27 protein-coding genes are annotated in these 26,775 nt (G+C 62.1%); 16 read left to right on the top strand and 11 right to left on the bottom strand.

Translation table 11 applies throughout. The annotated features are described in order from the left end of the window. Positions 1-46 precede the first annotated feature (46 nt). From WH87_RS09540 to WH87_RS09525, 4 genes are all read right to left on the bottom strand, one after another. Positions 47-700, bottom strand: a complete 654-nt coding sequence (locus WH87_RS09540; RefSeq protein ID WP_046139346.1) for a GNAT family N-acetyltransferase — start codon at positions 698-700, stop codon at positions 47-49. Further along, entirely contained in the window at positions 697-1,569 is an 873-nt protein-coding gene (locus WH87_RS09535) for an NAD-dependent epimerase/dehydratase family protein (RefSeq protein WP_046139347.1), read from the bottom strand. The genes WH87_RS09540 and WH87_RS09535 overlap by 4 nt, the downstream gene beginning before the upstream one ends. Further along, the gene (queG, locus tag WH87_RS09530) at positions 1,566-2,708 is read right to left on the bottom strand and encodes a tRNA epoxyqueuosine(34) reductase QueG (protein ID WP_046139348.1); all 1,143 of its coding nucleotides are present in this window, start codon (positions 2,706-2,708) and stop codon (positions 1,566-1,568) included. Before queG ends, WH87_RS09535 begins: the two co-directional genes overlap by 4 nt. Positions 2,709-2,836: 128 nt before the next feature. After that, positions 2,837-3,514 (bottom strand): glutathione S-transferase family protein, encoded by a 678-nt coding sequence (locus WH87_RS09525; protein WP_046139349.1) that lies wholly within the window; start codon positions 3,512-3,514, stop codon positions 2,837-2,839. 111 nt (positions 3,515-3,625) lie between these two features. On the opposite strand from WH87_RS09525, the gene WH87_RS09520 reads away from it, so the two are divergent. Then, entirely contained in the window at positions 3,626-4,435 is an 810-nt protein-coding gene (locus tag WH87_RS09520; protein WP_046139350.1) for an undecaprenyl-diphosphate phosphatase, read from the top strand. Positions 4,436-4,438: 3 nt separating this feature from the next. On the opposite strand, the gene WH87_RS18980 is transcribed toward WH87_RS09520, so the two are convergent. The 4 genes from WH87_RS18980 to WH87_RS09500 all read right to left on the bottom strand — a co-directional run bounded on the left by WH87_RS18980 (position 4,439) and on the right by WH87_RS09500 (position 10,012). After that, positions 4,439-5,062 (bottom strand): LolA family protein, encoded by a 624-nt coding sequence (locus WH87_RS18980; RefSeq protein WP_052726466.1) that lies wholly within the window; start codon positions 5,060-5,062, stop codon positions 4,439-4,441. Positions 5,063-5,207: 145 nt separating this feature from the next. Continuing rightward, the gene (locus tag WH87_RS09510; RefSeq protein ID WP_052726467.1) at positions 5,208-7,973 is read right to left on the bottom strand and encodes a DNA translocase FtsK; all 2,766 of its coding nucleotides are present in this window, start codon (positions 7,971-7,973) and stop codon (positions 5,208-5,210) included. A 339-nt stretch (positions 7,974-8,312) separates the two neighbouring features. After that, positions 8,313-9,653, bottom strand: coding sequence for an ammonium transporter (locus WH87_RS09505; RefSeq protein WP_046139351.1), 1,341 nt, complete (start codon positions 9,651-9,653; stop codon positions 8,313-8,315). Between the two features lie 20 nt (positions 9,654-9,673). Further along, entirely contained in the window at positions 9,674-10,012 is a 339-nt protein-coding gene (locus WH87_RS09500) for a P-II family nitrogen regulator (RefSeq protein WP_046134535.1), read from the bottom strand. 262 nt (positions 10,013-10,274) lie between these two features. On the opposite strand from WH87_RS09500, the gene WH87_RS09495 reads away from it, so the two are divergent. From WH87_RS09495 to WH87_RS09460, 8 genes are all read left to right on the top strand, one after another. Continuing rightward, entirely contained in the window at positions 10,275-11,498 is a 1,224-nt protein-coding gene (locus WH87_RS09495; protein ID WP_046139813.1) for an FAD-dependent monooxygenase, read from the top strand. Between the two features lie 85 nt (positions 11,499-11,583). Further along, complete coding sequence (locus WH87_RS09490) at positions 11,584-12,198, top strand: ribonuclease D (protein WP_046139352.1); 615 nt, start codon at positions 11,584-11,586, stop codon at positions 12,196-12,198. Positions 12,199-12,204: 6 nt separating this feature from the next. Then, a complete protein-coding gene (locus tag WH87_RS09485) occupies positions 12,205-12,858 on the top strand; it encodes a hypothetical protein (RefSeq protein ID WP_046139353.1) in 654 nt (217 codons plus the stop codon). Continuing rightward, positions 12,855-13,307, top strand: coding sequence for a lipopolysaccharide transport periplasmic protein LptA (lptA, locus tag WH87_RS09480; protein ID WP_082092603.1), 453 nt, complete (start codon positions 12,855-12,857; stop codon positions 13,305-13,307). Before WH87_RS09485 ends, lptA begins: the two co-directional genes overlap by 4 nt. Next, positions 13,304-14,062 carry an LPS export ABC transporter ATP-binding protein gene (gene lptB, locus WH87_RS09475; protein WP_046139354.1) on the top strand — a complete coding sequence of 253 codons (759 nt, stop codon included), beginning with the start codon at positions 13,304-13,306 and terminating at the stop codon, positions 14,060-14,062. The genes lptA and lptB overlap by 4 nt, the downstream gene beginning before the upstream one ends. Before the next feature lie 132 nt (positions 14,063-14,194). Next, positions 14,195-15,706 carry an RNA polymerase factor sigma-54 gene (rpoN, locus tag WH87_RS09470; protein WP_046139355.1) on the top strand — a complete coding sequence of 504 codons (1,512 nt, stop codon included), beginning with the start codon at positions 14,195-14,197 and terminating at the stop codon, positions 15,704-15,706. A gap of 248 nt (positions 15,707-15,954) precedes the next feature. Beyond that, positions 15,955-16,527 (top strand): ribosome hibernation-promoting factor, HPF/YfiA family, encoded by a 573-nt coding sequence (gene hpf, locus WH87_RS09465; RefSeq protein WP_046139356.1) that lies wholly within the window; start codon positions 15,955-15,957, stop codon positions 16,525-16,527. Positions 16,528-16,575: 48 nt separating this feature from the next. Continuing rightward, positions 16,576-17,043, top strand: coding sequence for a PTS sugar transporter subunit IIA (locus WH87_RS09460; protein WP_046139357.1), 468 nt, complete (start codon positions 16,576-16,578; stop codon positions 17,041-17,043). 74 nt (positions 17,044-17,117) lie between these two features. Here WH87_RS09460 and WH87_RS09455 read toward each other — a convergent pair whose 3' ends face one another. Further along, complete coding sequence (locus WH87_RS09455; RefSeq protein ID WP_046139358.1) at positions 17,118-17,405, bottom strand: DUF1150 family protein; 288 nt, start codon at positions 17,403-17,405, stop codon at positions 17,118-17,120. A 15-nt stretch (positions 17,406-17,420) separates the two neighbouring features. After that, on the bottom strand, positions 17,421-17,840 hold the full coding sequence (locus WH87_RS09450) for an Hsp20 family protein (protein WP_046139359.1): 420 nt from the start codon (positions 17,838-17,840) through the stop codon (positions 17,421-17,423). 133 nt (positions 17,841-17,973) lie between these two features. Between WH87_RS09450 and WH87_RS18975 the strand changes: the two genes are divergently transcribed. Next, a complete protein-coding gene (locus WH87_RS18975; RefSeq protein ID WP_052726469.1) occupies positions 17,974-18,816 on the top strand; it encodes a glycosyltransferase family 2 protein in 843 nt (280 codons plus the stop codon). On the opposite strand, the gene WH87_RS09440 is transcribed toward WH87_RS18975, so the two are convergent. Then, positions 18,813-19,358 (bottom strand): TetR/AcrR family transcriptional regulator, encoded by a 546-nt coding sequence (locus tag WH87_RS09440; RefSeq protein WP_046139360.1) that lies wholly within the window; start codon positions 19,356-19,358, stop codon positions 18,813-18,815. The two genes, WH87_RS18975 and WH87_RS09440, sit on opposite strands and share 4 nt — an antisense overlap. An 88-nt stretch (positions 19,359-19,446) precedes the next feature. On the opposite strand from WH87_RS09440, the gene WH87_RS09435 reads away from it, so the two are divergent. From WH87_RS09435 to pheT, 6 genes are all read left to right on the top strand, one after another. Beyond that, the gene (locus WH87_RS09435) at positions 19,447-20,961 is read left to right on the top strand and encodes an MFS transporter (protein ID WP_046139361.1); all 1,515 of its coding nucleotides are present in this window, start codon (positions 19,447-19,449) and stop codon (positions 20,959-20,961) included. A 139-nt stretch (positions 20,962-21,100) separates the two neighbouring features. Then, a complete protein-coding gene (gene rpmI, locus WH87_RS09430) occupies positions 21,101-21,301 on the top strand; it encodes a 50S ribosomal protein L35 (protein ID WP_035099236.1) in 201 nt (66 codons plus the stop codon). A gap of 20 nt (positions 21,302-21,321) precedes the next feature. Further along, positions 21,322-21,726 carry a 50S ribosomal protein L20 gene (gene rplT / locus WH87_RS09425; protein WP_046139362.1) on the top strand — a complete coding sequence of 135 codons (405 nt, stop codon included), beginning with the start codon at positions 21,322-21,324 and terminating at the stop codon, positions 21,724-21,726. Positions 21,727-21,976: 250 nt separating this feature from the next. Beyond that, entirely contained in the window at positions 21,977-23,107 is a 1,131-nt protein-coding gene (gene pheS / locus WH87_RS09420; protein ID WP_046139363.1) for a phenylalanine--tRNA ligase subunit alpha, read from the top strand. Positions 23,108-23,113: 6 nt separating this feature from the next. After that, entirely contained in the window at positions 23,114-24,157 is a 1,044-nt protein-coding gene (locus tag WH87_RS20300) for an ASCH domain-containing protein (RefSeq protein ID WP_082092601.1), read from the top strand. An 11-nt stretch (positions 24,158-24,168) separates the two neighbouring features. After that, complete coding sequence (gene pheT / locus WH87_RS09405) at positions 24,169-26,592, top strand: phenylalanine--tRNA ligase subunit beta (RefSeq protein ID WP_046139364.1); 2,424 nt, start codon at positions 24,169-24,171, stop codon at positions 26,590-26,592. The last annotated feature ends 183 nt before the right edge of the window (positions 26,593-26,775 follow it).

Below are 26,775 nucleotides of genomic sequence, written 5' to 3'. Positions count from 1 at the left end.
CCTTCGACAAGCTCAGGATGAGGTCTCATAGGGCTCCCGAGACGAATTAGCGCGTCACCAACCGTGTCTTCTGCATCCCATCCACATCAAAATTGTCCGGGCTCAACCAGCGCTGATATTCCGCGCGCATGGCGGGCCATTCGCTGTCGAGGATCGAGAACCAGGCCGTGTCGCGGCTCTCGCCCTTGAGGATCATGTCCTGACGGAACACGCCCTCGAACTGGAAGCCGAAGCGCAAAGCGGCGGCCTTGGAGGGCTCGTTGTTGTTGTTGCACTTCCACTCAAAGCGCCGATAGCCGAGCTCATCGAAGGCGTGCTGCGCGAAGAGAAACAGCGCCTCAGTCGCCAGCGGGGTCCGCGCCATGGGCAGGCCCCAATAGATGCCGCCGATTTCGATGGAGCCGTGTTCGGGGCGAATGCGCATCCAGCCCTGCTGGCCGACGGCCTTGCCACTGCGCTTGTCGATCACCGCCACATAGCTCGGGTCTGATACCGCCTTGCCCTGCTCGATCCGCGCTTCCATTTCGGCAAGACTTTGCGGCGCGTCGGTGAACAACCAGCGATAGCGCTCGCTGCCGCCCGCCATGGTGGAAACCGCATAAAGGTCCGCAGCGTGCTGCTGACCAATCGGTTCGAGCCTGACATAGCGACCCTCAAGCACGATGGGCTGCGGCGCAGACTTGGCGGGACTTGGGCTCATGGATGCTCGTCCTGATAAATGGCCGCAAGGCCGTCGCGATAGTTTGGATAGATCAATTCGGTCCCCAGCGCGGCCTTGATGGCAGCATTGGAGACGCGCTTGTTGTCAGCATAAAAACTGCGCTGCATCGGGGTCATCTCCGCCGTGTCGAACGCCACTTCCGGTGGCGGCTCCACACCCAGCATCTGCGCCGCCAGCACTACCAGATCCTGCGGTGGAGCGGGCTCGTCATCGGCCAGATTGAAGGTGCCCTCTAGCCGCTGCTGTGCGGCCAACGCGGTCACGCGGGCAATATCGGCGACATGGATGCGGTTGAACACCTGACCCGGCTTGATGACGCGTCGCGCTGTGCCATCGCGCAGCTTATCGAAGGCGGAGCGGCCGGCGCCATAGATGCCCGCAAGGCGCAGGATGGCCAGTTTGACGCCACGCTCTGCGGCGTAATCGCGCCAGGCCTGTTCGGCCAGCACCCGGCGATCGGAGCGATCATTGCGCGGCACCAGCGGCGCGGTCTCATCGATCCAGTTGCCGCCAAAATCCCCGTAGACCCCCACCGTGGAATAATAGCAGAGCCACTCGAGGTCCTCAGCAGCGTCGAGATCGGCGCGGTGATGGATCAGCGCCGGATCACCCTCGGGTCCGGGCGCAATGGAAAGCACCACATGGCTGGCTTTGCGCAGGTCTGGGCCGAGATCGGGACCGGGCGCGGTGCCGTCAAAAACGTGCACGTTTAGCCCAGCGGATTGTAGCGCTTTCTGGCGTTCGGCGGTGCGAACTGTTCCCAGTGTGCTAACGTTTTCGTCCAATGTGTGCATGGCTGTGACAGCCGCCTGCGACGAAAATCCGAGGCCGAAGAAAAAGGCGTTCATGAGATATCCACGGTCCATTCGCTCTTCACCGAGCTATCGCTTTCCCGGGCACTATAGGCAAGAGCCAGACTGTCCGCGCGCGCGGGATCGAGCCTGCGCAGCGCCCAGATGGCAACGCCCCGCACCAGCGGATCCTGCGCCTCAAGCTGGGCTTCCACCAACGGTTTCAGGCTGTCATCGCCAGAATTGCCGATGCCGATCAGCACGTTACGCAGGAACCGGGCGTGGCCGATACGCTTGACAGGCGAGCCGGCAAACAGCGTCCGGAACCCGTCATCGTCGAGCCGCGCCAGATCGGCCAGTGTCGGCCGTTCCAGATCTTCGCGCGCCCGCAGTTTGGCCTCGCGACTGACCGAAGCGAATTTGTTCCATGGGCACACGGCAAGGCAATCGTCGCACCCATAGATGCGATTGCCCATCGGCGTGCGAAACTCCAATGGAATCTGGCCCTTATGCTCGACGCTGAGATAGGCGAGGCAGCGTCGCGCATCGAGCTGGAAGGGCGCCGGGAAGGCCTTGGTGGGGCAGATATCAAGGCACCGGGTGCACTTGCCGCAGCTTTCGGCATGCGGCTTATCCTCGGGTAGTTCTGCCGATGTCATAATGGCGCCGAGGAACAACCAGGAGCCGAATTCGCGACTGACCAGCACCGTATGCTTGCCCTGCCAACCCAGCCCGGCGGCCTCCGCCAGCGGCTTTTCCATCAGCGGGGCGGTATCGACGAAGACTTTAACCTCAGCGCCACTGCGCCGCGCCAAAAGTCCCGCCAGCTCCTTGAGCTTGCCCTTGATGATCTCGTGATAGTCGCGATTGCGCGCATAGACCGAGATCGAGCCAAGAGATTTTTCGCCGAGAATCGCCAGGGGATCGCTGGTGGGGCCGTAATTGTAGCCGAGCAGGATGATCGAGCGCGCTTGCGGCCACAACGCATTGGGGCTGCCGCGCCGTTCGGCGGTCTCGGCCATCCAGTCCATATCGCCGTGCCAGCCGGCATCGATCGCCGTCGCCAGTTTTTCCGGCAGGTCCGGGCGTGCATCGGCAGGCGTAATGCCAAAGCTGCCAAACCCCAAAGCCAGCGCCCGGGCGCGCAATTCGGCAACCAGTTTATCGGGGGATGGAGTGGCAGCTGCCATGGTCATTGGGTCTATCCGTTGGCCGTCATTGCCCGGCTTGTCCGGGCAATCCAGCGGTGCCGCAGCGCCGTATGGACCACCCGGACAGGCCGGGTGGTGACGATCACCTTAGCATTTGCCGCAGATCGAAGGGCCTAGAAATCCAGATCAGCATAACCGCGATGAGGCGGCATGGCGACGACGCGGTCGTTGAGCAGGGTGCGGAAGGCCGGACGCGACTTGATGCGGGAATACCAGTCGCGGGTTTCCCCGGCCTTGCCCCAGTCGATATCGCCCAGATAATCCAGCGTCGACAGATGCGCGGCCAACGCGAAGTCCGCCAGCGTCATCACATCCCCGGTCAGCCACGAGCGGGTGGCGAACAGCCAGTTGAAATAGAGCATATGCTCGTTGAGGTTCGCCTTGGCGATGCGCAGCACGGCAGGATCGGGCGTCGCGCCGCGCTGGTCGCGCTTGACGATCTTTTCTTCAAGCACGTAGCGCGTCACTTCGTCATTGAGCTTGGAGATCACCCACTCGATCATCCGCCACATCTCGGCGCGGGCCAAAGGCTCAGGCGGGATCAGGCCGGCAATGGCATCGGGGGTATAGAGATCTTCGATGGTGTGGATATTGGCCAGGAGCCCCACAATCGGCACATCGCCATCATCAAGCATGATGGGCAGGGTCGCTGCGGGGTTGATTTCCAGCAACTCGGCGGTGCGCAGCCAGGGCTTAATTTCTTCCATATCCAGAGGAACGCCATATTCGGCACACATCAAACGAATGAGGCGCGAGGAGGGATCGAGTGGATGATGGAGAAGGCTCGGCATGGGGGCTCGTCTCTTTTTGGGCCGACGATCGACGGGCGGCTTGGCGCTTATGGCAAACGGGTTTAGTGGGTTAGTACCTCACCGCTCACGAGAATTGAATTAGGGGATCAAATGAACGCCGATCAAGGTCTTTTTGTGCCGCTGATCCTGGGAATTATCGAAGGCCTTACTGAATTCCTTCCCGTCAGCTCCACCGGTCACCTGCTGCTGGCCGGCCACTTCTTCGGATTGACCCAGCCGGCGACCTTCATTGTGCTGATCCAGCTCGGCGCGATCCTCGCCATTGTCACGGTATACTTCGTCAAACTGGGCGTGTTGATCCGCGACGCTTTGACCGGCAAGGCCTATGCTTGGCACTTCGCGCTGGCCGTGGTGATTGCCTGTCTGCCGGCGGTGGTTGCCGGCGTGCTGCTGCGCGATTTCATCCAGGGCGATCTCTGGGAATCGACGCTGCTGATCTGCCTCAGCCTGCTGATCGGCGGCGTGATCCTGTTGATTGTGGATCGCATGCCCAAGCAGGAAAAGTACGACGACATCTACCAGTTCCCCTGGCATCTCGCTCTGATCATTGGGCTTTTCCAGGTGATCAGCCTGATCCCGGGCGTCTCGCGCTCGGGTTCAACCGTGGTTGGCGCCATGCTGTTTGGCGCGACCAAGCGGGCGGCGGCAGAGTTCACCTTCTTTATCGCCCTGCCCATCATGGTCGGCGCGTTCGGCTATGATCTCTATAAAAGCCGCGATCTCATCGACATGAGCGTGGGCATCAATATCGCCATTGGCTTTGCCGCGGCGTTCGTGGCGGGCGCCATCGTGGTGCGCTATCTGCTCGATTTCGTGTCCAAGCACGGCTTTGCGCCGTTCGCCTACTGGCGCATTGCCGTGGGTGGTGCAGGGCTGATCGCCCTGCTCGTGATGCGCTAGGCCTTACTTGCGAACAGCAGAATAGTTCGACGGAATGGAGAAAAAGGCGGGAGGGATCTTCACGTCTTTTTCCACATCATACAGTGAGAAGGTCAGCTCGGCGCCGCTGGGCTCGACCAGACTCCACTGCGACAGATCCTTGGTGTCGGTGTCGAACACCAGCGACACCTGAACGGTACCGGCCACGGTCTCATCGATCACCGTGATCGAGATATAGCCGTCCGAAGACGCAACATCGACAACATTGGCATTGAGCAGGTTGATCTTGTCGCCAAGGAACTGGCGCAGCGGGATCGAGTCCTGCGGATAGGCGTAATAGGTCTCGTCCTTGCGGTTGAGCACGTAAAAGCCACGACCCACCGAGACGATTTCCTCGCGGCTTGGTGGGGCGTAACGGAAGGCGATCTTGTTGGGGCGCTCGAGAAAGAACGTGCCTTCGGTGCGGCCACCCTGGGAATCGATCTGCAGGAAGCGGCCAACCATGCTGCGGATCGCCGAATTGTGGGCGTTGATGTCGGCAATCATCTGCTGCTCGCCGGCCGTCAGGGCGCGATCGAGCGCGAAAGCAGGAACGCTGAGAGCAAAAGCGGCGGACAGGCCGAGCAACAAGGCATCGCGGCGAATCATGGAATAGGTCCCTGACTGAAGAACTTGGTTGAAGCTAACCTAGAAACCAATTGCGGCAACAGGTGGAAGGTTCCATTCACACCCCGTTCATTGCGCCAGCATTGTCAGGTCGGGCGCCTCAGATGCGCCCACGCGAGCGGATGGCCTAATAGCCATCCGCATTGTTGCCCACGAGGATCTCGCGCTTGCCAGCATGGTTGGCAGCACTGATGACGCCTTCGCGTTCCATGCGCTCGATCAGGGTCGCGGCCTTGTTGTAGCCGATGGCCAGACGACGCTGGACATAGGAGGTCGAGGCCTTCTTGTCGGTCAGCACGATATGGACGGCCTTGTCGTAGAGCTCGTCGCCCGAACCGGCATAGTCGTCGCCACCGCCCGAAGCGCTCTCGCCACCAAATTCGCCACCCTCTTCGGCGTCTTCGGTGATGGAGTCGAGATAGTCCGGCGTGCCCTGGCTCTTGAGGTGGTTGACCACCGCTTCGACTTCACTGTCGGCCACAAACGGGCCGTGCAAGCGCTTGGTGCGGCCACCGGAGGCCATGTAGAGCATGTCACCGTTACCGAGCAGCTGCTCGGCGCCCTGCTCGCCCAGAATGGTCCGGCTATCGATTTTGGAGGTCACCATGAACGAGATACGGGTGGGGAAGTTGGCCTTGATCGTGCCGGTGATGACGTCGACCGATGGGCGCTGGGTTGCGGTGATGATGTGGATACCCGCGGCACGGGCCATCTGGGCAAGACGCTGGATAGCGCCTTCGATGTCCTTGCCGGCCACCATCATCAGGTCGGCCATTTCGTCGACGATAACAACGATGTAGGGCAGCACTTCGAGGTTGAATTCCTCGCTCTCAAAGATGGCTTCGCCGGTTTCGCGGTCAAAGCCGGTCTGCACGGTGCGGGTGATGGTCTTGCCTTCGGCCGCAGCCTCACTGACGCGCTGGTTGAAGCCGTCGATATTGCGGACGCCGATCTTGCTCATCTTGCGATAGCGATCTTCCATCTCGCGCACCGCCCATTTGAGCGCCACGACGGCCTTTTGTGGGTCGGTGACGACAGGGGTGAGCAGATGCGGGATGCCGTCATAGATGCTCAGTTCGAGCATCTTGGGGTCGATCATGATCATGCGGCACTGGGCCGGGGTCATCTGATAGAGCAGGCTGAGGATGAAGGTGTTGATACCCACCGACTTACCCGAGCCGGTGGTACCGGCGATCAGCAAGTGCGGCATGCGCGCCAGATCGGCGATCACCGGCTCGCCACCAATGGTTTTGCCGAGACAAATTGGCAGCTTGCCCTTCATCTTTTCGAAGTCGGAGCTGGCCAGCATTTCGCGGAAATAGACGGTTTCGCGCTGCTGATTGGGCAACTCGATACCGATGGCGTTGCGGCCCGGCACCACGGCCACGCGGGCCGAGTGCGCCGACATCGAGCGGGCGATATCGTCGGCCAGCGAGATGACGCGGCTCGACTTGATGCCAGGTGCGGGCTCAAGCTCGAACAGGGTCACGACGGGGCCGGGGCGGACGTTGATGATGTCGCCCTTGACGCCGAAATCTTCGAGAACACCTTCCAGCTGGCGCGCCATTTCCTCAAGCCGCTCAGGGGCGTGCTCGGGCGATGGGCCGTTGTGCTTGGGTTCGGACAGAAGGCTCAGCGGCGGCAGTTCAAACCCACCGGGCTCGTCGAGGAACGAGGCCTGTGCTTCACGCAGCATGCGCTGGCCCTGCACCGGACGCGGCGCGGGTGCAGCAACGGCCACGGCGCGCGGCTTGGTTGGATCGGCGGGATGGAAACGCGAGTCGCCCTGCTGGCGATGATTGACCGGTGCCACGGGGACATCGGGCACGAACGGCATGTCGTCGTCCTCGACCTCTTCAGGATAATCGAGTTCGGTATCGTCATAGCTCGGACGCGCATTGATGCGTGGCGAAACCTCGAGATGTGGCTCGTCCATCGGCTCGCCATAGGACGGCTCGACGAAGGCCGGCTCAACCGGCGCATGGATGCGACGCTGAGTGCTCGACACCTGCGGCTCGCGGCGTTCGACGACCGGGGCATGGCCTTCCATGCTCGGCTCGACCTCGTCGTCGCGCCAGGTTTCAGCATCGGCAGCGCGGCGTTCAGCATGGCTGGCACGGGCGCGGCGATAGGCCGTGCGCACCGAATAGCCCATATGCACCAGCGCCCCGAGCGCCACGTCCATGATGGGATTGGTTTCAGGTTCGTGTTCGGCAGACTGTACAGTCGCGCCCTTGCGGCTCGCATTGGCGGCGGATGCCTTTTTGGGGCCGGTTGGCACAGCCGAGCCAAGGCCCATGCCGATCCAGAACAGCGCCAGGGCAGGCGCGGCGATGATGATGGCAAACAGGGCCGCCGTCACGGCCTGTGGCTGCGCGCCAGTGATCATCGTGGCAATGCCCGAGAAGCCCGCGCCGACCAGGCCGCCCAGACCCGTTGGCAGCGGCCAGCTCGTTGGCATGGCGACAAAAGCAAACACGCCACCAGCCAGAATGGTCGCGCCAATCCAGCCCAGCAGGCGAAGACCCATCTTGGATGGCACGCGGCGGCGCGCCATGGCCCAGCCCCAGATGGCGGGCGGCACCAGAAACACCAGCGCGGCGAGCCCAAGGCACTGGAACAGCAGGTCGGCGATAGCCGCGCCGGGAAAGCCCAGCCAATTGGCGGCAGGCTTGCCGGTAGCATAGGAGAAGCTCGGGTCATCTACCGACCACGTCGCCAGCGCGATCAGACAGATCGCGACCAGCCCCAGCAACACGAACCCGGCCAGACGCACAGGAATGCGAATGGCCAGCGCCGGTGGCGGGGTGGGAAGAGGCTTGCTGCCGCTGCGCGTACCACGTTGCGGCACGGAGCGAATTTCATCGAGCACGGGCGAAGGATGGCTAGGCATGGGCTGTTCCGGGGCGGCCCGGGACGGTCCGGGCCAATCTGGGGTCAGACTAGAACGCACGGGTTAACCCAAGGCTAACCATCGCGATCACGTTCTGGAAATGCCCGCATAAAGCCAAGAAAATGGGCCCGCTTGTGCAGCGAGCCCAGTCTTTCCGCGAGTAACGAAGGGAAGTTACGCCCCGCAGAGAAGCAATTGATCGTGGTGTGCGGCCCGTGCAGTTTGCGAGTGGGAAGCCTCTGTGGCGGGCCAAGAGGGACACGTGCCGCACGCCACGATCAACGCTAAGACGCTCTGGAAGGTACCCGGCGGCAGCGCGCCGCCGGGTGTGTTGCAAGCTTAGTTGTAGGCACGCTCGCCGTGGCTCGAGAGATCGAGACCGTCGATTTCGCTCGATTCCGAGACCCGGGCGCCACCGAAGATGGCCTTGACGATGAGCATGGCGAGGAAGGCAACCACACCCGACCAGATGATGGCCACGAGGACCGCCAGAACCTGCGTGACGAGCTGGCCGCCCAAGGCATAGCCCTCGGCACCAAAGCCGCCCAGAGCCGGATCAGCCACAATGGCGGTGCCGATGGCGCCGACAATGCCGCCGATGCCGTGGATGCCGAAGACGTCGAGGCTGTCATCGTACTTGAGCATTGGCTTGAGGGTCACGACGGCCCACAGGCAGACAAAGCCGGTGACAGCACCGAGAACGATGGCGCCAAAGGTGCCAGCGAAACCGGCAGCAGGCGTGATGGCAACCAGGCCTGCCACGGCACCCGAGACAAAGCCGAGAGCCGACGCATGACCGCGGGTCACCTTTTCACCGATTGCCCAGGCAATGGCGGCGGCGGCAGGCGCGGTGATGGTGTTGAGGAAAGCCTGCGCGGCAAGGCCATTGGCACCAAGAGCGGAGCCGGCGTTGAAGCCGAACCAGCCAACCCAGAGCAGGCAGGCGCCGATATAGGTGAAGACGAGGTTATGGGGAGCGATTGGCTCCTTCATATAGCCAAGGCGTGGTCCCAGAACGATGGCAGCGACGAGAGCGGCCACACCGGAGTTGATGTGAACCACGGTGCCGCCAGCGAAGTCGAGGGCACCCATGTTGAAGAACAGGCCAGCGCCCGACCACACCATGTGGGCGATCGGCAGGTAGGAGAAGGTGAACCAGATGGCCAGGAACGCCATCAGCGCGCCGAACTTCATGCGCTCGGCGATGCCACCAACGACCAGGGTCGCTGTGATACAGGCAAAGCTGAGCTGGAACACCACGAACACCAGTTCAGGCAGGGTGCCCGAGACTGAGTCGGGGTTCACATTGGCGAGGAAGAAGTTGGAGAAATCGCCAATAAAGGCCGAGATGCCGCCTTCGCTTGGGCCCGAGAAGGCCAGCGAATAGCCATAGGCCACCCAGAGCAGCGAGATCATCGAGAAGGCTCCGAACACCTGCGTCACGACCGACAGGATGTTCTTGGAGCGGACGAGACCGCCATAAAACAGGGCCACGCCCGGAATGGTCATCATGATGACCAGGAGGGTCGAAACGATCAACCAGGCGGTGTCGCCGGTGTCGATCTTGGCGACTTCAGCGGCAGCTTCGACGGCCGGGGCCGCCGCCTCTTGGGCAAAGGCTGGGAGAGCCAGCAACAGGGAGGCCAGTGCGACGCTCCCCAGGATCTTTGACGTCTTCATCTGTTTTCTCCGATGACGCTTTAAAGGGCGGCCGCGCCGGTTTCACCGGTGCGAATGCGCGTGACAGCGAGCAGGTCGAGGACAAAAATCTTGCCGTCGCCAATGCGGCCCGTCTGGGCGCTGTCGCGGATGGCCGTGGAGACGGCATCGGCGAGTGCATCGTCTACGGCGATCTCGACCTTGAGCTTTGGCAGGAAGTGGACGGCATATTCTGTGCCGCGATAAATCTCGGAATGGCCCTTCTGGCGGCCGTAGCCCTTCACCTCGGTGACGGTCATGCCGTGTACATCGAGCGAGTTGAGAGCCTGACGAACCTCTTCGAGGCGGGATGGCTTGATAATTGCGATCACCAGTTTCATGTGTGCCCCTTTGCGACTTGGCGCGGTCTGGATGCCTTCCTAGACTCAAGCGCCGTGCCAACTTTTGGCCACATGAAAAATATGTTTTGATTCAGCGGCTTAGCATTTACGCACAATCCCTGCTCAAATCTGGTGATCGCGATTGCTCGCAATTTGTGCAGTTTGAAGGGACGCTGTGCAAAAAACAGGCACTGCACGCGCGACGTTCAGACGCTTGCGCAAATGGGGGGCAGGAGCGCAAATGCGTGCAAAGGAGACCAGCATGACGCAGCCGACAGAACGCTTTGACGTACTGATCGTGGGAGGGGGCCCGGTGGGACTGACCCTGGCGCTGGCGCTGGTGCAATCGGCTCGTGGCATCAAGGTCGGGCTGGTGGATCGGCGCCCCCTGACGGTGCCGCGCGACAACCGCGCTTCGGCCATTGCTGCAGGCGTGCGCCGGGTGTTTGAGGCGCTGGGCGTCTGGGCCGCCATGGCCGATGGCGCGCAGCCCATCACAGAGATGCGGATCACCGACTCGGGCAAGGGCGATATCGCACGGCCGCAATTTCTCGAATTTGGCGGCGAAGTCGCGCCGGGCGAAGCCTTCGCCCATATGGTGCCCAACCGGCTGAGCGGAGAAGTCCTGCTCAATGCAGCCCGCGAGCGCATCAGCGTCATCGCACCCGCCGAGATCACCCAGCTTATCAATGAGAGTGGTAGCGCCCAGCTTGTGCTGGCCGATGGCCGCATCCTCGTCGCCCCCCTCGTGGTCGCAGCAGATGGCGCGCAATCGGCCCTGCGCAATTGGGCAGGCATTGGCGTCACCGGGCATGATTACGGCCAGACTGGCCTTGTCACCACCATTGCCCACACCCTGCCGCACAATGGCGCGGCTTATGAGCACTTCCGCCCAGCCGGGCCCTTTGCCAGCCTGCCCCTCCCCGGCAATCGGTCCTCTTTGGTATGGACCGAGCGAACCGACGACGCACCACGCTTTCTCGCCATGGATGCCGAAAGCCTCGCGCGCGAAATCGAAGACGTCATGGGCTCAAGCCTTGGCGCCGTGACTGTCGAGGAAAAGCTGATGGGCTTTCCGCTCAGGCTACAGATCGCGCGCAGCTTCATCGCGCCACGGCTTGCTCTGGTGGGCGACGCCGCCCACGTGGTGCATCCCATTGCCGGTCAAGGGCTCAATCTTGGTCTCAAGGACGTCGCGGCACTGGCCGAAACCGTGGTCGACGCGATCCGGTTGGGGCTCGATCATGGCGGCGATGACGTGCTCGAGCGCTACCAGTCCTGGCGGCGGCTCGACACGGCCAGCATGGCGGCGATGACCGATGGGCTCAATCGCCTGTTCTCCAATGATGTGGCGCCCGTCCGGGCCATTCGCGACTTCGGGCTGGGGCTTATCGATCGCGCCGGCCCGGTCAAGGCGGCACTGATCCGCACGGCATCAGGCGTTTCGACCTCGGGTCCCAAGCTGCTGAGCGGACTGCCCTTATAGTTGAGGGCGCTTTGCCGCTAGCGTGCCTTTCCATTGCCCCGTTGCTATGTCATCAGGGTAAAAACGCCAGATATATGTGAGCATCATGACCATCAGACTGCACCGTGGCGACCTGCCCGACCTGTCCCGCTACGGCCGCGAAGTGGCCATCGATACCGAGACCATGGGGCTCAATCCGCTGCGCGACCGTCTTTGCGTCATCCAGCTGTCGCCGGGCGACGGCAGCGCCGACATTGTGCAGATTGCCCAGGACAGCAACGACGCACCCAATCTGGTCAAGTTGCTCGGCGACGCCAATGTCACCAAGATCTTCCACTATGCGCGCTTTGATGTCGCCGCTTTGAAGAACCGCTTCGGCGTCGTCACCGGCCCGATCTATTGCACCAAGATCGCGTCCAAGCTGGTACGCACCTATACCGACCGACATGGCCTGAAAGAGCTCGTGCGCGAGCTGCTTAATGTCGATCTCTCCAAGCAGCAGCAGAGCTCGGATTGGGGGGCGGAAAAGCTCACCGATGCGCAGCTCGAATATGCGGCATCCGACGTGCTGTATCTGCACGATCTCAAGCGCCACCTCGACCGCATGCTGAAGCGCGAAAAGCGCTACGAGATCGCGCAGGAGTGCTTTGAGTTCCTCAAGACACGCTGCGAACTCGATCTGCTGGGTTGGGGCGAAACCGACATTTTCGCACACAGTTAGGACGCAATGGACAGCCACGGCGACGCAGCACAACGCCTTGCGATCTACCAGCGCCTCGCCACGCGCAATCGCGTGGTGGCGGTGCTGCGCATCGGCTTGCCGCTGGCTGGCGCAGTCCTGCTGATTGGGTTGATGCTGCAGATATATATCTCCAGCATCGCCAATCGCTTCGGCATCGACAAGATCGCCGTGACCCGGGACCGCGTCACCGTGGAGGCGCCCGAGTATTCGGGCCTATTGGACGATGGCTCGGCCTATCGCGTCTGGGCCTCGATGGCCGAGGCGCCACTGACCTCGACCGACAAGATCAACCTCATCGATGCGGCATTGGTCGTCAACAGCCCCAAGGGCACGACCATGAACGTCAACACCGAAGAGGCCTTGCTCGATACCACCCGCGAACAAGTGACCATCGACGGGCGCGCCTATTTCGAGGATTCAGATGGCACGAAAGGCGAGTTCAGCCGTTCGGTCTTTCGAGCCGAAAGCCAGACACTCGACAGTCAGGGACCGGTCGACATCAATTACGCGAACGGAACGACTGTGATCGCAGAGACGATGCACTACGATGCCAAGGCGATGATCTGGACTTTTTCCAATGTCAGCGTCACCTTGCCCGATACGCCAGGTAGCGCAACGGACGGAGCGGCTATTCCATGAAACGACACCTTTTGATCGCCGCAGCCCTTGCTTTGCTCGCCAGCCCTGCGCTGGCACAGCAAAAGGTGAACATCACCGCAGACCAATTTACGCTGGATGAAACCACCCACCAGGCCGTGTTCACCGGCAATGTCGTGGTGACCCACCCAACGGTGACTGTCTGGGCACCCAAAGTCGTCGCGATTTATGGCGAGGGTGGCACGTCCGATATCAAGACCTTTGACGCGTCGGGTTCCGTGCGCCTCAAGACCTCCGATCAGGACGCGACGGGCGAGCACGCGGTGTTTACCCCGGCCGATCAGTTGCTACGCCTCACCGGCAATGTGAAGGTCACCAATTCCGGTGGTACGGTGAACGCCAGCGAGCTGGTGGTGAACATGAAGACCAATGTCTCGACCTTTACCAGCACCGGCGGTGGCCGCGTGACCGGGGTCTTCACCTCGCAATGACCGACATCGAAACCAAGCCGCGTATCGACCAGACAGGCTGGCTGGTTGCCCACAGCCTTGCCAAGAGCTTTGGTAAGCGCACCGTTGTGCGCGATGTGTCCATCGCCGTGCGTCGGGGCGAGGCTGTTGGCCTGCTCGGCCCCAATGGCGCGGGCAAGACCACCGTTTTCACCATGATCATGGGGCTGGTGAAACCCGACGGCGGCGAGATCCACCTTGATGGGCGCCCAATCACTCATTTGCCGTTGTTCCAGCGCGGACGGCTGGGCATTGGCTATCTGCCGCAGGAGCCGTCGATCTTTCGCGGCCTTAGCGTCACCGATAACATCATGGCGGTACTGGAAAATCACGTTCGGGACCGCAGCGAGCGCAAGGCGCGACTGGCCTCCTTGCTAGAGGAATTTTCCATCGGGCATCTCGCCAAGTCCAACGCATTGGCTCTGTCGGGCGGCGAGCGTCGTCGCGTCGAGATCGCCCGCGCCCTGGCGGCCGACCCGATCTTCATGCTGCTCGACGAACCGTTCGCGGGCGTTGATCCGATTGCCGTGGCCGAGGTCAAAGGGCTGGTGCGACAGCTCACCAAGCGCGGCATTGGCGTTCTCATCACCGACCATGCCGTGCGCGAGACGCTGGGGCTGGTGGACCGTGCCTATGTGATCCATGGCGGCAAGGTGATGATCCAGGGTCGCCCGGAAACCATCAGTGCCGACCCCGATGCGCGCCGGGTCTATCTGGGCGAGAGTTTCGAGCTCTAGGGCGCCCAGCAAACATCCCCGGCCACTTGGCACAGAACTTGCCCTCCGGCTTGCCCCCTGCCCGGAAATGAGTCATGGTCCGCGCGGGAAGCGGCCGGAAACGGCCTTTGTTTGCGCTAAGGTACTCCATTAATGGCACTTTCGCCGCGTCTGGAATTTAGGCAGGCCCAGAGCCTGACACTGACGCCGCAGCTGATGCAGTCCATCCGGATGCTTCAGTTGAGCCACCTTGAGCTCAACGAATTCGTCGACGCCGAGCTGCTGCGCAACCCGCTGCTGGAGCGCGAGGATGGCAGCGAGCCCGGCGACAATGAGTCCAGTGAAGCGCCCGAACGCTCCACCGAAATCAGCGCCTATGAAGACACCGTCGATCGCGGCGATCGCATCCAGGACGCTGATTCCATCGCCGATGGCTATGATACAGCGGTCGACAACGTGTTTCCCGATCAGAGTGCGCAGGATCAGCTCAATCCATCGAGCCGGCTGGATCGCGACGGCAGCAGCGCCACCGGCGAAGCCCCCGATATCGACCAGTTCGTCGCCTCGCGCCCGGTGCTGTCCGATCACTTGGAAGCGCAGGCCAATATGCTGCTGCGCACGACAGCCGACCGGCTGATCGCGCTGCATCTGATCGACGGCCTCAACGAAGCGGGCTACCTCGTCGCCGAACCCAGCGCCATTGCTGAACAACTCGGCGCCGAGCTTGCCGACGTCGAGGCGGTGCTTGAGGCCCTGCAAGGCTGCGATCCGGTGGGGGTGTTTGCCCGCACCGTGCCCGAATGCCTCGCCCTGCAATTGCGCGAGCGGGACCGGCTCGATCCGATGATGCAGGCCCTATTGGGTCATCTCGACATGCTGGCCGAGCACAACATGGCCGGCCTGATGCGTGCGGTCGGCTGCGACCGCGAAGATCTCAACGACATGCTGGCCGAAATTCGGCTGCTCGACCCGCGCCCGGGCCTGGCCTTTGACAGTGGCCCGGTCGAATCAGTGGTGCCCGACGTGTTCGTGCGCAAAGGGCCCGATGGCACCTGGCAGATCGAGCTGAATTCGGAGACGTTGCCGCGCGTTCTGGTCAATCGCGTCTACTATGCGACGGTGACCAAAAAGACCCGCGATCCCGGCGAAAAGGCGTTCCTCAGCGATTGCCTGGCCACCGCCAACTGGCTGACCAAAAGCCTTGATCAGCGGGCACAGACCATTCTCAAGGTCGCCGCCGAAATCGTGCGGCAGCAGGATGGCTTTTTGACCCACGGCATCGCGCATTTGCGCCCGATGACGCTCAAAATGGTCGCCGAAACCATCGAAATGCACGAATCGACCGTCAGCCGCGTTACCTCAAACAAATATCTGGCGACGCCGCGCGGTCTGTTCGAGATGAAATACTTCTTCACCACCGCCATTGCCTCCAGCGATGGTGGGAGCGAGCACTCGGCCGAAGCGGTGCGTCACCGCATTCGCCAGCTGATCGAGGCAGAAACGCTGGCCGATGTGCTGTCGGACGATACCATCGCCGAGATGCTGCAGAAGGAGCAGGGGATCGATGTGGCCCGCCGCACTGTGGCCAAGTACCGCGAGGGCATGAACATCCCCTCCTCGGTGATCCGTCGCCGGCAGAAGAAGAACCTGCAAGCCACCAGCTAACGTCATCGTGATCTGTCGACAAATCAGCGCTTCGCCTTAACTGCCCGCGAAGGCTAAGGCCAATGTATGGCGATGTCCAAGCCATAAACGGCCCCGACGGGGGTCTTGCGCATTGCGAGGGGCCCCCGGCAGGGCTAGCATCACCCCTGCGCCATACCCAGATGATGGTGTAGGCGTGATCCCGAACTCCGGGAAACGGTTTTCGGGATCCTCGTGTCGACTACAACGACAAGAAGGAAGAGGAAGCCATGACCTTACGCGTTTCGGGAAAGAACATGGACGTCGGCGATGCACTGCGCGGCAAAGCGCAGGACCATTTCGCCACCGTCGTCACGAAATATTTCGACGGCGGCTATGACGGACATCTCACCCTCACGCCCGATGGAATCGGTTTCCGAGCGGACTGTGTCGTCCACCTCGATACCGGCGCGACGCTGCAGGCCAGCGCCCAGGGCAATGACGCGACAGCGGCCTATGAAGTGATGGCGCTCAACATCGAAAAGCGCCTGCGCCGTTACAATCGCAAACTCCGCTCGCACCGTCGTGGCGCGGCCAATGGCGACGGTGAAACCGCGCAATACACAGTGTTTAGCGCCTCCGACGACATTGACGAGTTCGATGAGGATTACGCGCCACCGGTGATCGCCGAGACTACAAAAAACCTGCGTCAAATGAGCGTCGAGGAGGCGGTTATGGAGCTGGATTTGACCGGCGGACAGGTCGTGATGTTCCGCCACGCTGGACATGGCGGCCTGAATGTGGTTTACCGCCGCTCCGACGGCAATATTGGCTGGATCGATCCAGCCCTCGGGGCAAATTGAAGCGCCCGGTCGCCACAGTCCAGCGTAGTTGACTCTAAGGCAAGTTTAATGGAATTGGCCGAAATCCTGGCTGAGAGCGCCGTGCTTTGTTGCTCGGACGTGAAGACAAAACGCCAGTTGTTTGAAATCCTTTCTCAAAAAGCTTCCGAGCTGACAGGGATTCCCGTCAACGACATCCTTGCGGCCATTGTTGGCCGCGAGGAACTTGGTTCTACGGGCCTTGGGAATGGTATTGCCATTCCGCACGGCAAGATTGCGGGCCTTGATGGCGTCACCGCTCTCTTTGCCCGGCTGCCCAGTCCGATCGACTTCGATTCGGTCGATGATGAACCCGTTGACCTCGTTGTCATGCTGCTGGCCCCCACCGGGGCCGGTGCAGACCATCTCAAGGCACTGTCGCGCGTTGCGCGCCTGCTGCGGACCGACTCGATTGTCGATGAACTGCGCCAGATCGATGATCCGGCCCAGCTCCACACAATCCTGACGGCGCCGCTTGCCGACACCGTCCCCGCTTAGGGAACGGCATAAGCCCAAAACAAAACCCTCGGTCACGACCGAGGGTTTTCTCATTTGCGGGGTCTGTTGCGCGCCTAGTGCAGCGTCGCCAGGCCCAAATTCTGTTCGCCCAGCCATTCGAGCGCCGCATCTTCAGTGTCGGTCACCAGTAGCGGCTTGCCGTCAGCAGACATCACCAGCTGATAATCGGTATCGCTCTCGAACTCGGCGTCCTTGACCATCGCGGACAGGATATCGCCGTGCACACAGCGCACATAGGCGACAGCATCCCCACCCAGCGCGGCGAACTGCGCGCGGGTCAGTAACTTGAGCGGATGGACCAGGGTGTCGGACGTGGCCTCGTCATTGCGTTTTTCATACATTTGTCGGCCCTTTCCTCAGAGTGAGCGAATGTCGATACGGCGGGCGATCTTGGACGTCTTGGGTCGCTCTATAGCAACAACGAGCATACCATGCCCTAAAGTTGCATCTTTCACGATCATGCCATCGGCAAGAAGGAAGGAACGCTGGAATTGCCGCGCCGCGATACCGCGGTGCAGGAACTCGCGTCCCGTTTCATCCTTCTGTCGGCCACGGACCACAATCTGGTTGTCCTCGGCCAGCACTTCGAGCTCACCCACGCCAAATCCGGCAACGGCTATCGACACGAGAAACCGCTCGGTGCCTTCGGCATCGACTGTCCGCTCAATATTGTAGGGCGGGTAGCCATCGGTGGCCTTGGCCAACCGATCGACACGCTCCTCAAAGGCTTCGAAGCCGAGCAGAAAAGGAGCTGAAAATACCGAAACACGCGACATCCATTCCGTCCTTGATCGTCAAGCAACGTATCGGCGCGGACCCATCAAAGCTTGGCATCGCGCGCCTTGGGCAGATATGGGTCAGGGACAGGATTCATTCAAGACCGTTTGCACGACGGTTCGAGAGCGCCAGATGAGCCAGACCATCGCCGTCATTACCCCCGCCTGGAACGCCCAGGACACCATCGTCACGACAGTGCAAAGCGTGCTGGACCAGACCTACCAGGACTGGCAGCTCTGGCTGATAGCCGATGACGACGTGGATTATGCAGCGTTCCTCGCACAAGCCGGGATCGCCGACGCGCGTATCCGCCATCTCAGCAGCGGCGGCGTCGGACTGGGGGCATCGCGCACGCGCAACGTGGCGCTGGAGCAGATCGAAGCCCCCTATGCGGCGATCCTTGATGCGGATGACCGCCTAAAGCCCACCAAGCTTGAACGCGCCGTGGCGGGGCTTGCCGAGCACGCCATTGTGACGACAGCGCTCGACGTGATGACCGACCGCTTCGAGCATCTGCGCTTTGTCGGAAACGGCACTGACCGCGTGCTGACACCGGGCACCCACAAGGCGGTGAGTCTGTCCATGGATTCCATGCTGGTCTGGGACCGTCGACGCGCTGACGGTCGCTACGATCCGACCATGAGCAATATGACGGATCTGGAATTCCTGCTGCAACTCTACCGGACCACGCCAACCTCGCTGCATCTGGGCACGCCGCTGCATGACTACATCAAGCGCTCAAGCTCGATGAGCAATGGCGCCAATGTCGCGGCGGGTATGATCCGCTCCAAGCAGGAAATCCTGCGCCGGCTGGAAACCGGCTACTACGGCCTGCCGGCAAAAGAGGTCGACGGCGTCGCCGCGTTCCTGCGCATATCGCTGGAAGCCGAGGCGCTCTATGGCGACGCACTGGCGGCCCAACCGGGCCTGCTGTTCGAGGATCACCTCGAACCCATGCTGGCGGCGCGCCCCTAGCCTTCGAGCAGCAGGCTGACGATATCGTCGTGGATGGACTGCCATTCGGCATCGCTGAACGGGTAGAACGCAAAGCCGCGCACCACGAACGCCCCTTCGACCGCCAGCAGCGCCAGGCGTGCCTTGCGGCCACGCTCAGTCGCTGGGTCTATTTGACTGAACAAGTCGCGATAAAACGCCCGCGAGCTCTCCTGATAGGCGGGGGAACGGATGAAGCTGGCCATCAGCGCAATGCCCCGGGCATGGGTCGCCGCGTCCTCATGCCGATTGGCATCGACATGGGCGCGGATCTGGGCGTGCGGCAACCCGCCTTCGCGCGCCAGGTAGTCGGCGACCAACCTGTCATAGGAGTCAAAGACCCGCCCCATCAGCGCATCGATCAGCGCGTCCTTGGTGACAAAGGCATAGAGCACGCCGCCCTTGCTGACCCCGGCCTCCTTGGCCACGGCATCCATGGTGAGGCTGGCCGGGCCGTCGCGGAGCACGACTTTTTCGGCCGCGTCAAGCAAGGCACCGCGATCAATTGTCTGGCGTCGACCCATTTTCGTCTCTTTTCAAACCGTCTGGACGGATATATATCCGGACCTCGTTTTATCTCAATCGATTATTGCCAACGCCAAGAGGTTTTTGATGTCTTCCCCCCGCAACCGCTGGCTCGTCCTGCTTGCCGTCATGCTGGCGTTTACGCCCATCGTGATCGACATGACGATCCTGCATATCGCTGTTCCCTCGCTGACGCTGGCCCTCGGCGCAACGGGTACGGAGATATTGTGGATCATCGACATCTATCCGCTGATGATGGCGGGCTTGCTTGTGCCCATGGGCACCCTGGCCGACAAGATCGGCCATCGCCGCATGCTGCTGACGGGTCTGGTGATCTTCCTCCTTGCCTCGATTGCCGCCGCTTTTGCGCCCAGTGCCGCCATGCTGATCGGCGCTCGCGTGGTGCTGGCCTTTGGCGCGTCGATGGTTATGCCATCCATTCTGGCCACCATTCGCCACACATTCGAGGACAGCCGCGAGCGCGGCATTGCGCTGGGCCTGTGGGGTACGGTCGGCTCGGCCGGTGCCGCGATGGGTCCGCTGGCGGGCGGCTTTCTGCTGGAGCATTTCTGGTGGGGCTCGGTCTTTTTGATCAATGTGCCGGTGATGCTGATCGTTTGGCCGCTGGCCTATTTCACCGTGCCAAAGCGCAAGCCTGATGGCGGCGGCAACTGGACCATCGGTCAGGCCCTGCTGCTGATCGCCGGGCTGATCGCCACGGTCTACGCCATCAAGTCCGGCTTCAAGAGCGGCACCTCACCGCTGATCACCGGCGTAACGTTGGTGGCCGGGCTGGCTCTGCTCGTTCTCTTCGCGCGCCAGCAATTGCGGTCGACTTCGCCCATGCTCGACCTCACCCTGTTCGCTCGTCCGGCGATCAGCATGGGCATGGTCATTGCCCTGATCGTCTCGGGTTCCCTCGCTGGCGTCGAGCTGACCATCGCGCAAGAGCTGCAATTCGTCGTCGGACGCTCGCCGCTTGAAGCGGGCCTGTTCATGATGCCGCTGGTGATCGCCTCGGCCTTGGGTGGACCGCTGGCGGGGTATCTCACCTCTGCGGTGGGCTTACGCGCGGTGGCCGTGCTGTCGCTGGCTGTTGCCGCAGCAAGTCTTGCCGGGCTCGGGCTCAGTGACTTCCACAATCCCGGGATTGGCGTGATTGCCCTCATGGTCACACTGGGCCTGTCGCTCAGCATTGGCCTGACCGCATCGTCCATCGCCATCATGGGCAGCGCCCCCATCGAAAAGGCCGGCGCGGCGGGCTCGCTCGAAGCCACCGGCTATGAGCTGGGGGCCGGTCTCGGCATCACCTTCTTTGGGGTGCTGCTGTCGGCCAGCTATGCCGCGGCCATTCGTTTGCCGTCCGGCCTTGTCGACCTGCCCGCCAATGCCAGCCATTCGATCGGGGAAACCATGACGGCGGCCGGACAGGTAGGCGGCGCCGATGGACTGGCGCTGATCGAGGCGGCGCGGAATGCGTTTTCCGATGCGCATGCCATGGTGCTGCTGACAGCGGCCAGCCTCATCGGTATTCTGGCTGTGGTGGTGCTGATTGCCCTGCGCAATTATCGCGAACCAGTGGGCGAGATCAGTGCACATTGAGGCGGCCGGGGCTTGCCACCCCGCCGCTTTCCTCCTATAGAGCCCACTTCTCCGGATCGCCCGGCCAAAAGGCATGCCGTGGCGATCTTTGAATGCGATGGGCCCAAATCCATCCAAACTACTCTAAAGGACCCGCAAAATGCCCAAGATGAAGACGAAGTCTGGCGCCAAAAAGCGCTTCAGCTTCACAGCGACCGGTCGCGTTAAGGCAGGCGTCGCAGGCAAGCGTCACCGCTTGATCAACCACAACGCCAAGTACATCCGTACTAACCGCGGCACCAAGATCCTGTCCAAGGGCGACGAGGGTCTGGTGAAGTGGTACATGCCGTACAACCGCTAACGCTGAAGGGAAGCTGACACATGTCACGCGTTAAAAGAGGCGTTACCAATCACGCCCGTCATAAGAAGGTTTTGAAGGCTGCGGAGGGCTATTATGGCCGCCGTAAGTCTACGATCCGTATCGCCAAGCAGGCCGTCGAAAAGGCCGGCCAGTACGCGTACCGCGATCGTCGCGTCAAGAAGCGCAATTTCCGCGCTCTGTGGATCCAGCGTATCAACGCAGCAGTGCGTGATTACGGACTGACCTATGGCCGATTTATCGACGGCCTCAGCAAGGCTGAGGTTGCCGTTGACCGCAAGGTGCTGAGCGATCTCGCGATCACCCAGCCAGAAGCGTTCGGCGTGCTGGTCGAAAAGGCCAAGGCTGCACTTGCGTATCTCGAAGCGATCGACGCTACGACCCACGCTCGCGTTACTGCTGCCTAATCTTCAGCATCGCTGAGGCTAAAAATGACGCCTTGCGCTATCCCGAAAGGGCTGGCGTGGGGCGTTTTGTTTTGGTCTATAGCCCACAGAGTTTTTGGATCCCCTGTGAACCAGGAGATCAACCACGCCGACACCCATGAGACCTCATGGTGAGCCTGTCGAACCACGAGGTCGGGTACGTGAGATCGTGCCACGCCCTCGCCCTTCGACAAGCTCAGGATGAGGGCTACTGAAAAACGAGAACCCGCGCATGTCCCTCGAGAACCAGATCGCCACCCTCCGCGCCGAGCTCTCGGCCGCAATTTCTGCTGCTGGCGATGAAGCCGCGCTCGATACGGTGCGTGTTGCAGCCCTTGGCAAGAAGGGCAGTGTTTCGGCCCTGCTCGCCTCGCTGGGCTCCATGGCCGCTGAAGACCGCAAGTCGGCTGGTCCCGCTATTAACGGCCTCAAGGTCGAAATCGCTGGCCTGATCGAGGCCAAGAGCGCGACGCTGAAGTCCGCCGCTCTCAATGCCCGCCTTGCCGCTGAAACCGTCGACATCACCCTGCCGCTGCAGCCTGCCCCCACCGCGCGCGGCCGCATTCACCCGATCAGCCAGACCATTGACGAGATCACGGCGATCTTCTCGGATATGGGGTTCTCGATTGCCGAAGGCCCCGACATCGAGACCGACTATTACAACTTCACCGCGCTGAATTTCCCCGAAGGCCACCCGGCCCGCGAGATGCACGACACGTTCTTCATGAAGCCCGGTGCGGATGGCGTGAAAAAGGTGCTGCGCACCCACACCTCGCCGGTGCAGGTCCGCGTCATGCAGCAGACCAATGAAAAGCCTGCCGCCAGCTACATGACCCCGGCCATGGAGCCACCGATCCGCGTGGTCATTCCCGGCCGCACCTATCGCAATGACAGCGATCAGACCCACACCCCGATGTTCCATCAGGTGGAAGGTCTCGTCATCGATAAATCCAGTCACATTGGACAACTCCGCTGGGTGCTTGAGGAATTCCTCAAGGCCTATTTCGAAGTGCCCAACGTCACCCTGCGCTTCCGCCCCAGCTTCTTCCCCTTCACCGAGCCATCGATGGAAGTCGACGTGCAGTGCGATCGGTCGGGCAATGAGGTCAAGATCGGCGAAGGCAATGACTGGCTGGAAATCCTGGGCTGCGGCATGGTCCACCCCAATGTGATCCGCAGCGCGGGGCTCGATCCCGATGTCTATCAGGGCTTTGCCTGGGGAATGGGTATCGATCGCATCGCCATGCTGAAATACGGCATGCCCGACCTGCGCGCCTTCTTTGATGGTGACCAGCGCTGGCTCGACCATTACGGCTTCCGCCCGCTCGATCTGCCGACCCTGTTTGGCGGGCTGAGCAGCTAATCCACCATGGCTGCACTCCCCGCCCACTATGCCAATGCCAACCAGTTCAGCTTCGGGGATTCCCCCGAGCTGGCTGACGCTTTGCTGGCGCTGGTGCTCACTGGTGAAAAGACCGCGACCTGCGGCGCCGTGCGCGATTTTGGTCCGGGCAAGGAGCCGCTGCCTGTGGCCGGTCGGCGCGATGTGGTGCTGAACGGGGCGGGCGAGCCTGCTGCCGTTATCGAAACGCTGTCGGTCGAGATCGTGCGCTTCGACGCTGTCACGCCTGAATTCAGCGACCGGGAAGGCGAAGGCCCCTATGCCAAATGGCGGGCCGAGCACGAGGCCTATTTTGCCCGCAATGGTGGCTTCTCGCCGGACATGGAACTCGCCTGCGAGCGGTTCCGGCTGGTCGAAGTGCTGCCGGCTGGACGCGCGGTCTACAATCAGGTCGCTTCGCCGATCTTTATCGTCACCGATATCGAAAGCGACGGGCCAACGCCGCTGCACAATTCCATGCTGAGCTTTGCATCGGTGGCCATCGAAGCCGATGGCACGCGCCATGGCGAGTTCGAGGCGCAATTGACCCAGCGCGCTGATCGCACCACCAATGAGCAGACCATGGCCTGGTGGGAAACCCAGCCCGAGGCATGGGCGGCAACCACCGCCAATGCCGAAGCGCCATCGGTGGTGATGCCGCGCTTTGCCGATTGGGTGGAAGCCCTGCCCGGCCCAAAAGTGTTCGTCGCCGCGCCGATGATCTTTGATGGGCTGTGGATGGATCACTATCTGGATGAATTCGCTGGCACCCGCGTGCTGAGCGGTCCGTTCAAGCAGCGCCAGATTTTCCGAGGCGGCGGCGTCTGCCTCTACACCATGGCCGGAACCCTGCGCGGCGCACCCTATCTCGATTGGGGCATGAGCAAGCTGCCGGCCGAATTCTACGGGCATATCGCCCACACCCATAAAGCCATCGACGATGCGCGCGGCTTTGCCAATGTGCTTGTCGAACTGTTCAAACTCTCCCGTGCGTTGCCCGCCATCACCGGCTCCGCCAGCGACTTCCGTTAAAGGCCAAAACCATGAAATTCACTCTCGATTGGCTCCAGGATCATTTGGACACCGATGCCTCGGTCGACGACATCGGCAAGACGCTGACCCTGGTCGGGCTGGAGCTCGAAGGCGTTGAATCGCAGGGCGCGGCGCTCAAGGCATTCGTGACCGCCCATATCGTTTCGGCCGAACAGCACCCCAATGCCGACAAGCTGCGCGTCTGCAAGGTTGATGCGGGCACCGGCGAATTGATCGATGTCGTGTGCGGCGCCCCCAATGCGCGCACCGGCCTCAAGACAGTGTTCGCCTCGCCCGGCACCTATATTCCGGGCAAGGACATGACCATCGGCAAAGGCAATATCCGTGGCCAGGTGTCGAACGGCATGCTGTGCTCGGCCGCCGAGCTGGAGCTGAGCACCGACCACGACGGCATTATCGAGCTGCCCGAGGATGCGCCGATCGGCGTGCCCTATGTCGATTTCGTCGGCATTAATGGCGTGACCTTCGACATCTCGATCACCCCCAATCGCGGTGACGCGACCGGCGTTTATGGCGTGGCGCGCGATCTGGCCGCCTATGGCCTTGGCACGCTCAAGACCACCGACATGTCGCCGATCCCATCCAAGGGCCCGAGCCCGATTGCAGCACTGCCACAGCTTTTCGGCGCAGACGAGCCCAACACCGCGCGCAAGTTCGGTGGCCGCCTGATCAAGGGCGTCAAGAACGGTCCATCGCCCGAATGGCTGCAGCAGCGTCTGCGCGCCGTGGGTCTGCGTCCCATCAACGCCATTGTCGACATCACCAATTGGGTGTCGCTGGGCTGGGGCCGTCCGTTGCACGCTTATGACGCCGACAAGATCGTCGGCCAGCCCGTGCTGCGCAATGCCCGCGCTGGCGAAACGCTCGATGCGCTCGACAACAAGATCTATCCGCTCGACGAGACCATGACGGTCATTGCCGACGATCAGGGTCCGCTCTGCCTTGGTGGCATTATGGGCGGCATCCGCTCGGGCTCGACCGACGAGACTGTGAACGTCTTCATGGAATGCGCCAGCTGGGATCCAGAACTGGTCGCTCGCACCGGCCGCAAGACCGGCATCGTTTCTGACGCGCGCTATCGCCTCGAGCGCAATGTCGATCCCGCGCTGACCGTGCCCGGCCTTGAGCTGGCGACGCGTCTGGTGCTGGAACTCTGCGGCGGCGAGCCGATGGAGCCGGTGTTCTCGGGCGAAGACGTCTTCCCCAATACCGTGGTCGAATTCCCGCTCTCCGAGGTCAAGCGTCTGACCGGTCTTTCCGTCGAGCCGATGATCGTTACCGCCATTCTCACGCGCCTCGGCTTTGAGATTTCGGGCAAGGGCGACGTGCTGACGGTCAAGGTGCCAAGCTGGCGCCCCGACGTGACGCAGAAGGCCGACCTGGTGGAAGAAGTGATGCGCATGGTGGGCGTGGACAATGTCCCCGTCGAGCCGCTGCCGCGCCTCAACCACGTGGCGCCACGCATGCTGACCACGATCCAGAACCGCCGCCGGATCGCGCGCCGGGCGCTGGCGTCGCGCGGTCTCGATGAGGCAGTCACTTGGTCGTTCATTTCCCATGATGAAGCCACCCGTTTCGGCGGTGGGCAGGAAAGCCTGCAGCTGGCCAATGCCATTGCCTCCGACATGACCGACATGCGGCCATCGCTGCTGCCGGGTCTGCTTGCGGCTGCGCGCCGCAACGCCAATCGCGGCACGTCCGATCTGGGTCTGTTCGAAGTTGGTCAGGTGTTCCTGTCCGATACGCCAGATGGCCAGCACACCTATGCCACTGGCATCCGCACCGGCACGGCAAAGCTCGATGGCGCAGGCCGCCACTGGACCGGCAAGGCCGAGGCCGTTGGCGTGTTCGACGCCAAGGCCGACCTTGCTGCCGTGCTCGACGCGCTGGGCGTTGATATCGACAAGGTGCAGGTTCTGCCCGAGCCCGCCGCCTGGAGCCATCCGGGTCGCGGCGGCCGCATTGCACTCGGCCCCAAGGTCACGCTGGGCTGGTTCGGTGAACTGCATCCCGCCTGGGCCGCCGAGCTCGACATCCATGGCCCCGTCAGCGCCTTCGAGATCGACCTCGATGCGCTTCCCGAGCCCCGCAAGAAGGCGACCAAGACCAAGCCCGCGCTGGACCTCTCGGCCCTGATGCCGCTCAGCCGTGACTTCGCTTTCGTGGTCGACAAGGCGGTCACCGCCGCCGTGATCCTGCGCGCCGCGCGCGGTGCCGATAAGGCGCTGATCACCGACGTCAATGTGTTCGACGTGTTCGAAGGCAGCCATGTCGGGGAAGGCAAGAAATCCGTCGCCATCGAAGTGACCTTGCAGCCAACCGACAAGACGCTGACCGACGAAGACATCGAAAAAGTCTCGTCCGCCATCGTCGCCGCCGTCACCAAATCCACCGGCGGCGTGCTCCGCACGTAGTTCGATCCATCAGTCGACGACCCTCCCCCTTGTGGGGAGGGAAGCGAGACAGGACTTAGCTTGCTAAGTCCGTCCATCGAGCAGGGTGGGGGTGTCTCTCCACCCACTTGATGCTCAGAACTGTATCCCTTCTCCCCACAGATGCTGCCCTCGGGCTCGACCCGAGGGCCACTCAGCACGCGG

Source organism: Devosia epidermidihirudinis (assembly GCF_000971295.1).
GTDB lineage: Bacteria > Pseudomonadota > Alphaproteobacteria > Rhizobiales > Devosiaceae > Devosia > Devosia epidermidihirudinis.
This window is presented reverse-complemented; position numbering and strand designations above follow the sequence as displayed.

Coding starts and splice junctions, on each gene's coding strand:
- WH87_RS09540 (WP_046139346.1), bottom strand. CDS start 700: ATGAGCCCAAGTCCCGCCAAGTCTGCGCCGCAGCCCATCGTGCTTGAG.
- WH87_RS09535 (WP_046139347.1), bottom strand. CDS start 1,569: ATGAACGCCTTTTTCTTCGGCCTCGGATTTTCGTCGCAGGCGGCTGTC.
- queG (WP_046139348.1), bottom strand. CDS start 2,708: ATGACCATGGCAGCTGCCACTCCATCCCCCGATAAACTGGTTGCCGAA.
- WH87_RS09525 (WP_046139349.1), bottom strand. CDS start 3,514: ATGCCGAGCCTTCTCCATCATCCACTCGATCCCTCCTCGCGCCTCATT.
- WH87_RS09520 (WP_046139350.1), top strand. CDS start 3,626: ATGAACGCCGATCAAGGTCTTTTTGTGCCGCTGATCCTGGGAATTATC.
- WH87_RS18980 (WP_052726466.1), bottom strand. CDS start 5,062: ATGATTCGCCGCGATGCCTTGTTGCTCGGCCTGTCCGCCGCTTTTGCT.
- WH87_RS09510 (WP_052726467.1), bottom strand. CDS start 7,973: ATGCCTAGCCATCCTTCGCCCGTGCTCGATGAAATTCGCTCCGTGCCG.
- WH87_RS09505 (WP_046139351.1), bottom strand. CDS start 9,653: ATGAAGACGTCAAAGATCCTGGGGAGCGTCGCACTGGCCTCCCTGTTG.
- WH87_RS09500 (WP_046134535.1), bottom strand. CDS start 10,012: ATGAAACTGGTGATCGCAATTATCAAGCCATCCCGCCTCGAAGAGGTT.
- WH87_RS09495 (WP_046139813.1), top strand. CDS start 10,275: ATGACGCAGCCGACAGAACGCTTTGACGTACTGATCGTGGGAGGGGGC.
- WH87_RS09490 (WP_046139352.1), top strand. CDS start 11,584: ATGACCATCAGACTGCACCGTGGCGACCTGCCCGACCTGTCCCGCTAC.
- WH87_RS09485 (WP_046139353.1), top strand. CDS start 12,205: ATGGACAGCCACGGCGACGCAGCACAACGCCTTGCGATCTACCAGCGC.
- lptA (WP_082092603.1), top strand. CDS start 12,855: ATGAAACGACACCTTTTGATCGCCGCAGCCCTTGCTTTGCTCGCCAGC.
- lptB (WP_046139354.1), top strand. CDS start 13,304: ATGACCGACATCGAAACCAAGCCGCGTATCGACCAGACAGGCTGGCTG.
- rpoN (WP_046139355.1), top strand. CDS start 14,195: ATGGCACTTTCGCCGCGTCTGGAATTTAGGCAGGCCCAGAGCCTGACA.
- hpf (WP_046139356.1), top strand. CDS start 15,955: ATGACCTTACGCGTTTCGGGAAAGAACATGGACGTCGGCGATGCACTG.
- WH87_RS09460 (WP_046139357.1), top strand. CDS start 16,576: ATGGAATTGGCCGAAATCCTGGCTGAGAGCGCCGTGCTTTGTTGCTCG.
- WH87_RS09455 (WP_046139358.1), bottom strand. CDS start 17,405: ATGTATGAAAAACGCAATGACGAGGCCACGTCCGACACCCTGGTCCAT.
- WH87_RS09450 (WP_046139359.1), bottom strand. CDS start 17,840: ATGTCGCGTGTTTCGGTATTTTCAGCTCCTTTTCTGCTCGGCTTCGAA.
- WH87_RS18975 (WP_052726469.1), top strand. CDS start 17,974: ATGAGCCAGACCATCGCCGTCATTACCCCCGCCTGGAACGCCCAGGAC.
- WH87_RS09440 (WP_046139360.1), bottom strand. CDS start 19,358: ATGGGTCGACGCCAGACAATTGATCGCGGTGCCTTGCTTGACGCGGCC.
- WH87_RS09435 (WP_046139361.1), top strand. CDS start 19,447: ATGTCTTCCCCCCGCAACCGCTGGCTCGTCCTGCTTGCCGTCATGCTG.
- rpmI (WP_035099236.1), top strand. CDS start 21,101: ATGCCCAAGATGAAGACGAAGTCTGGCGCCAAAAAGCGCTTCAGCTTC.
- rplT (WP_046139362.1), top strand. CDS start 21,322: ATGTCACGCGTTAAAAGAGGCGTTACCAATCACGCCCGTCATAAGAAG.
- pheS (WP_046139363.1), top strand. CDS start 21,977: ATGTCCCTCGAGAACCAGATCGCCACCCTCCGCGCCGAGCTCTCGGCC.
- WH87_RS20300 (WP_082092601.1), top strand. CDS start 23,114: ATGGCTGCACTCCCCGCCCACTATGCCAATGCCAACCAGTTCAGCTTC.
- pheT (WP_046139364.1), top strand. CDS start 24,169: ATGAAATTCACTCTCGATTGGCTCCAGGATCATTTGGACACCGATGCC.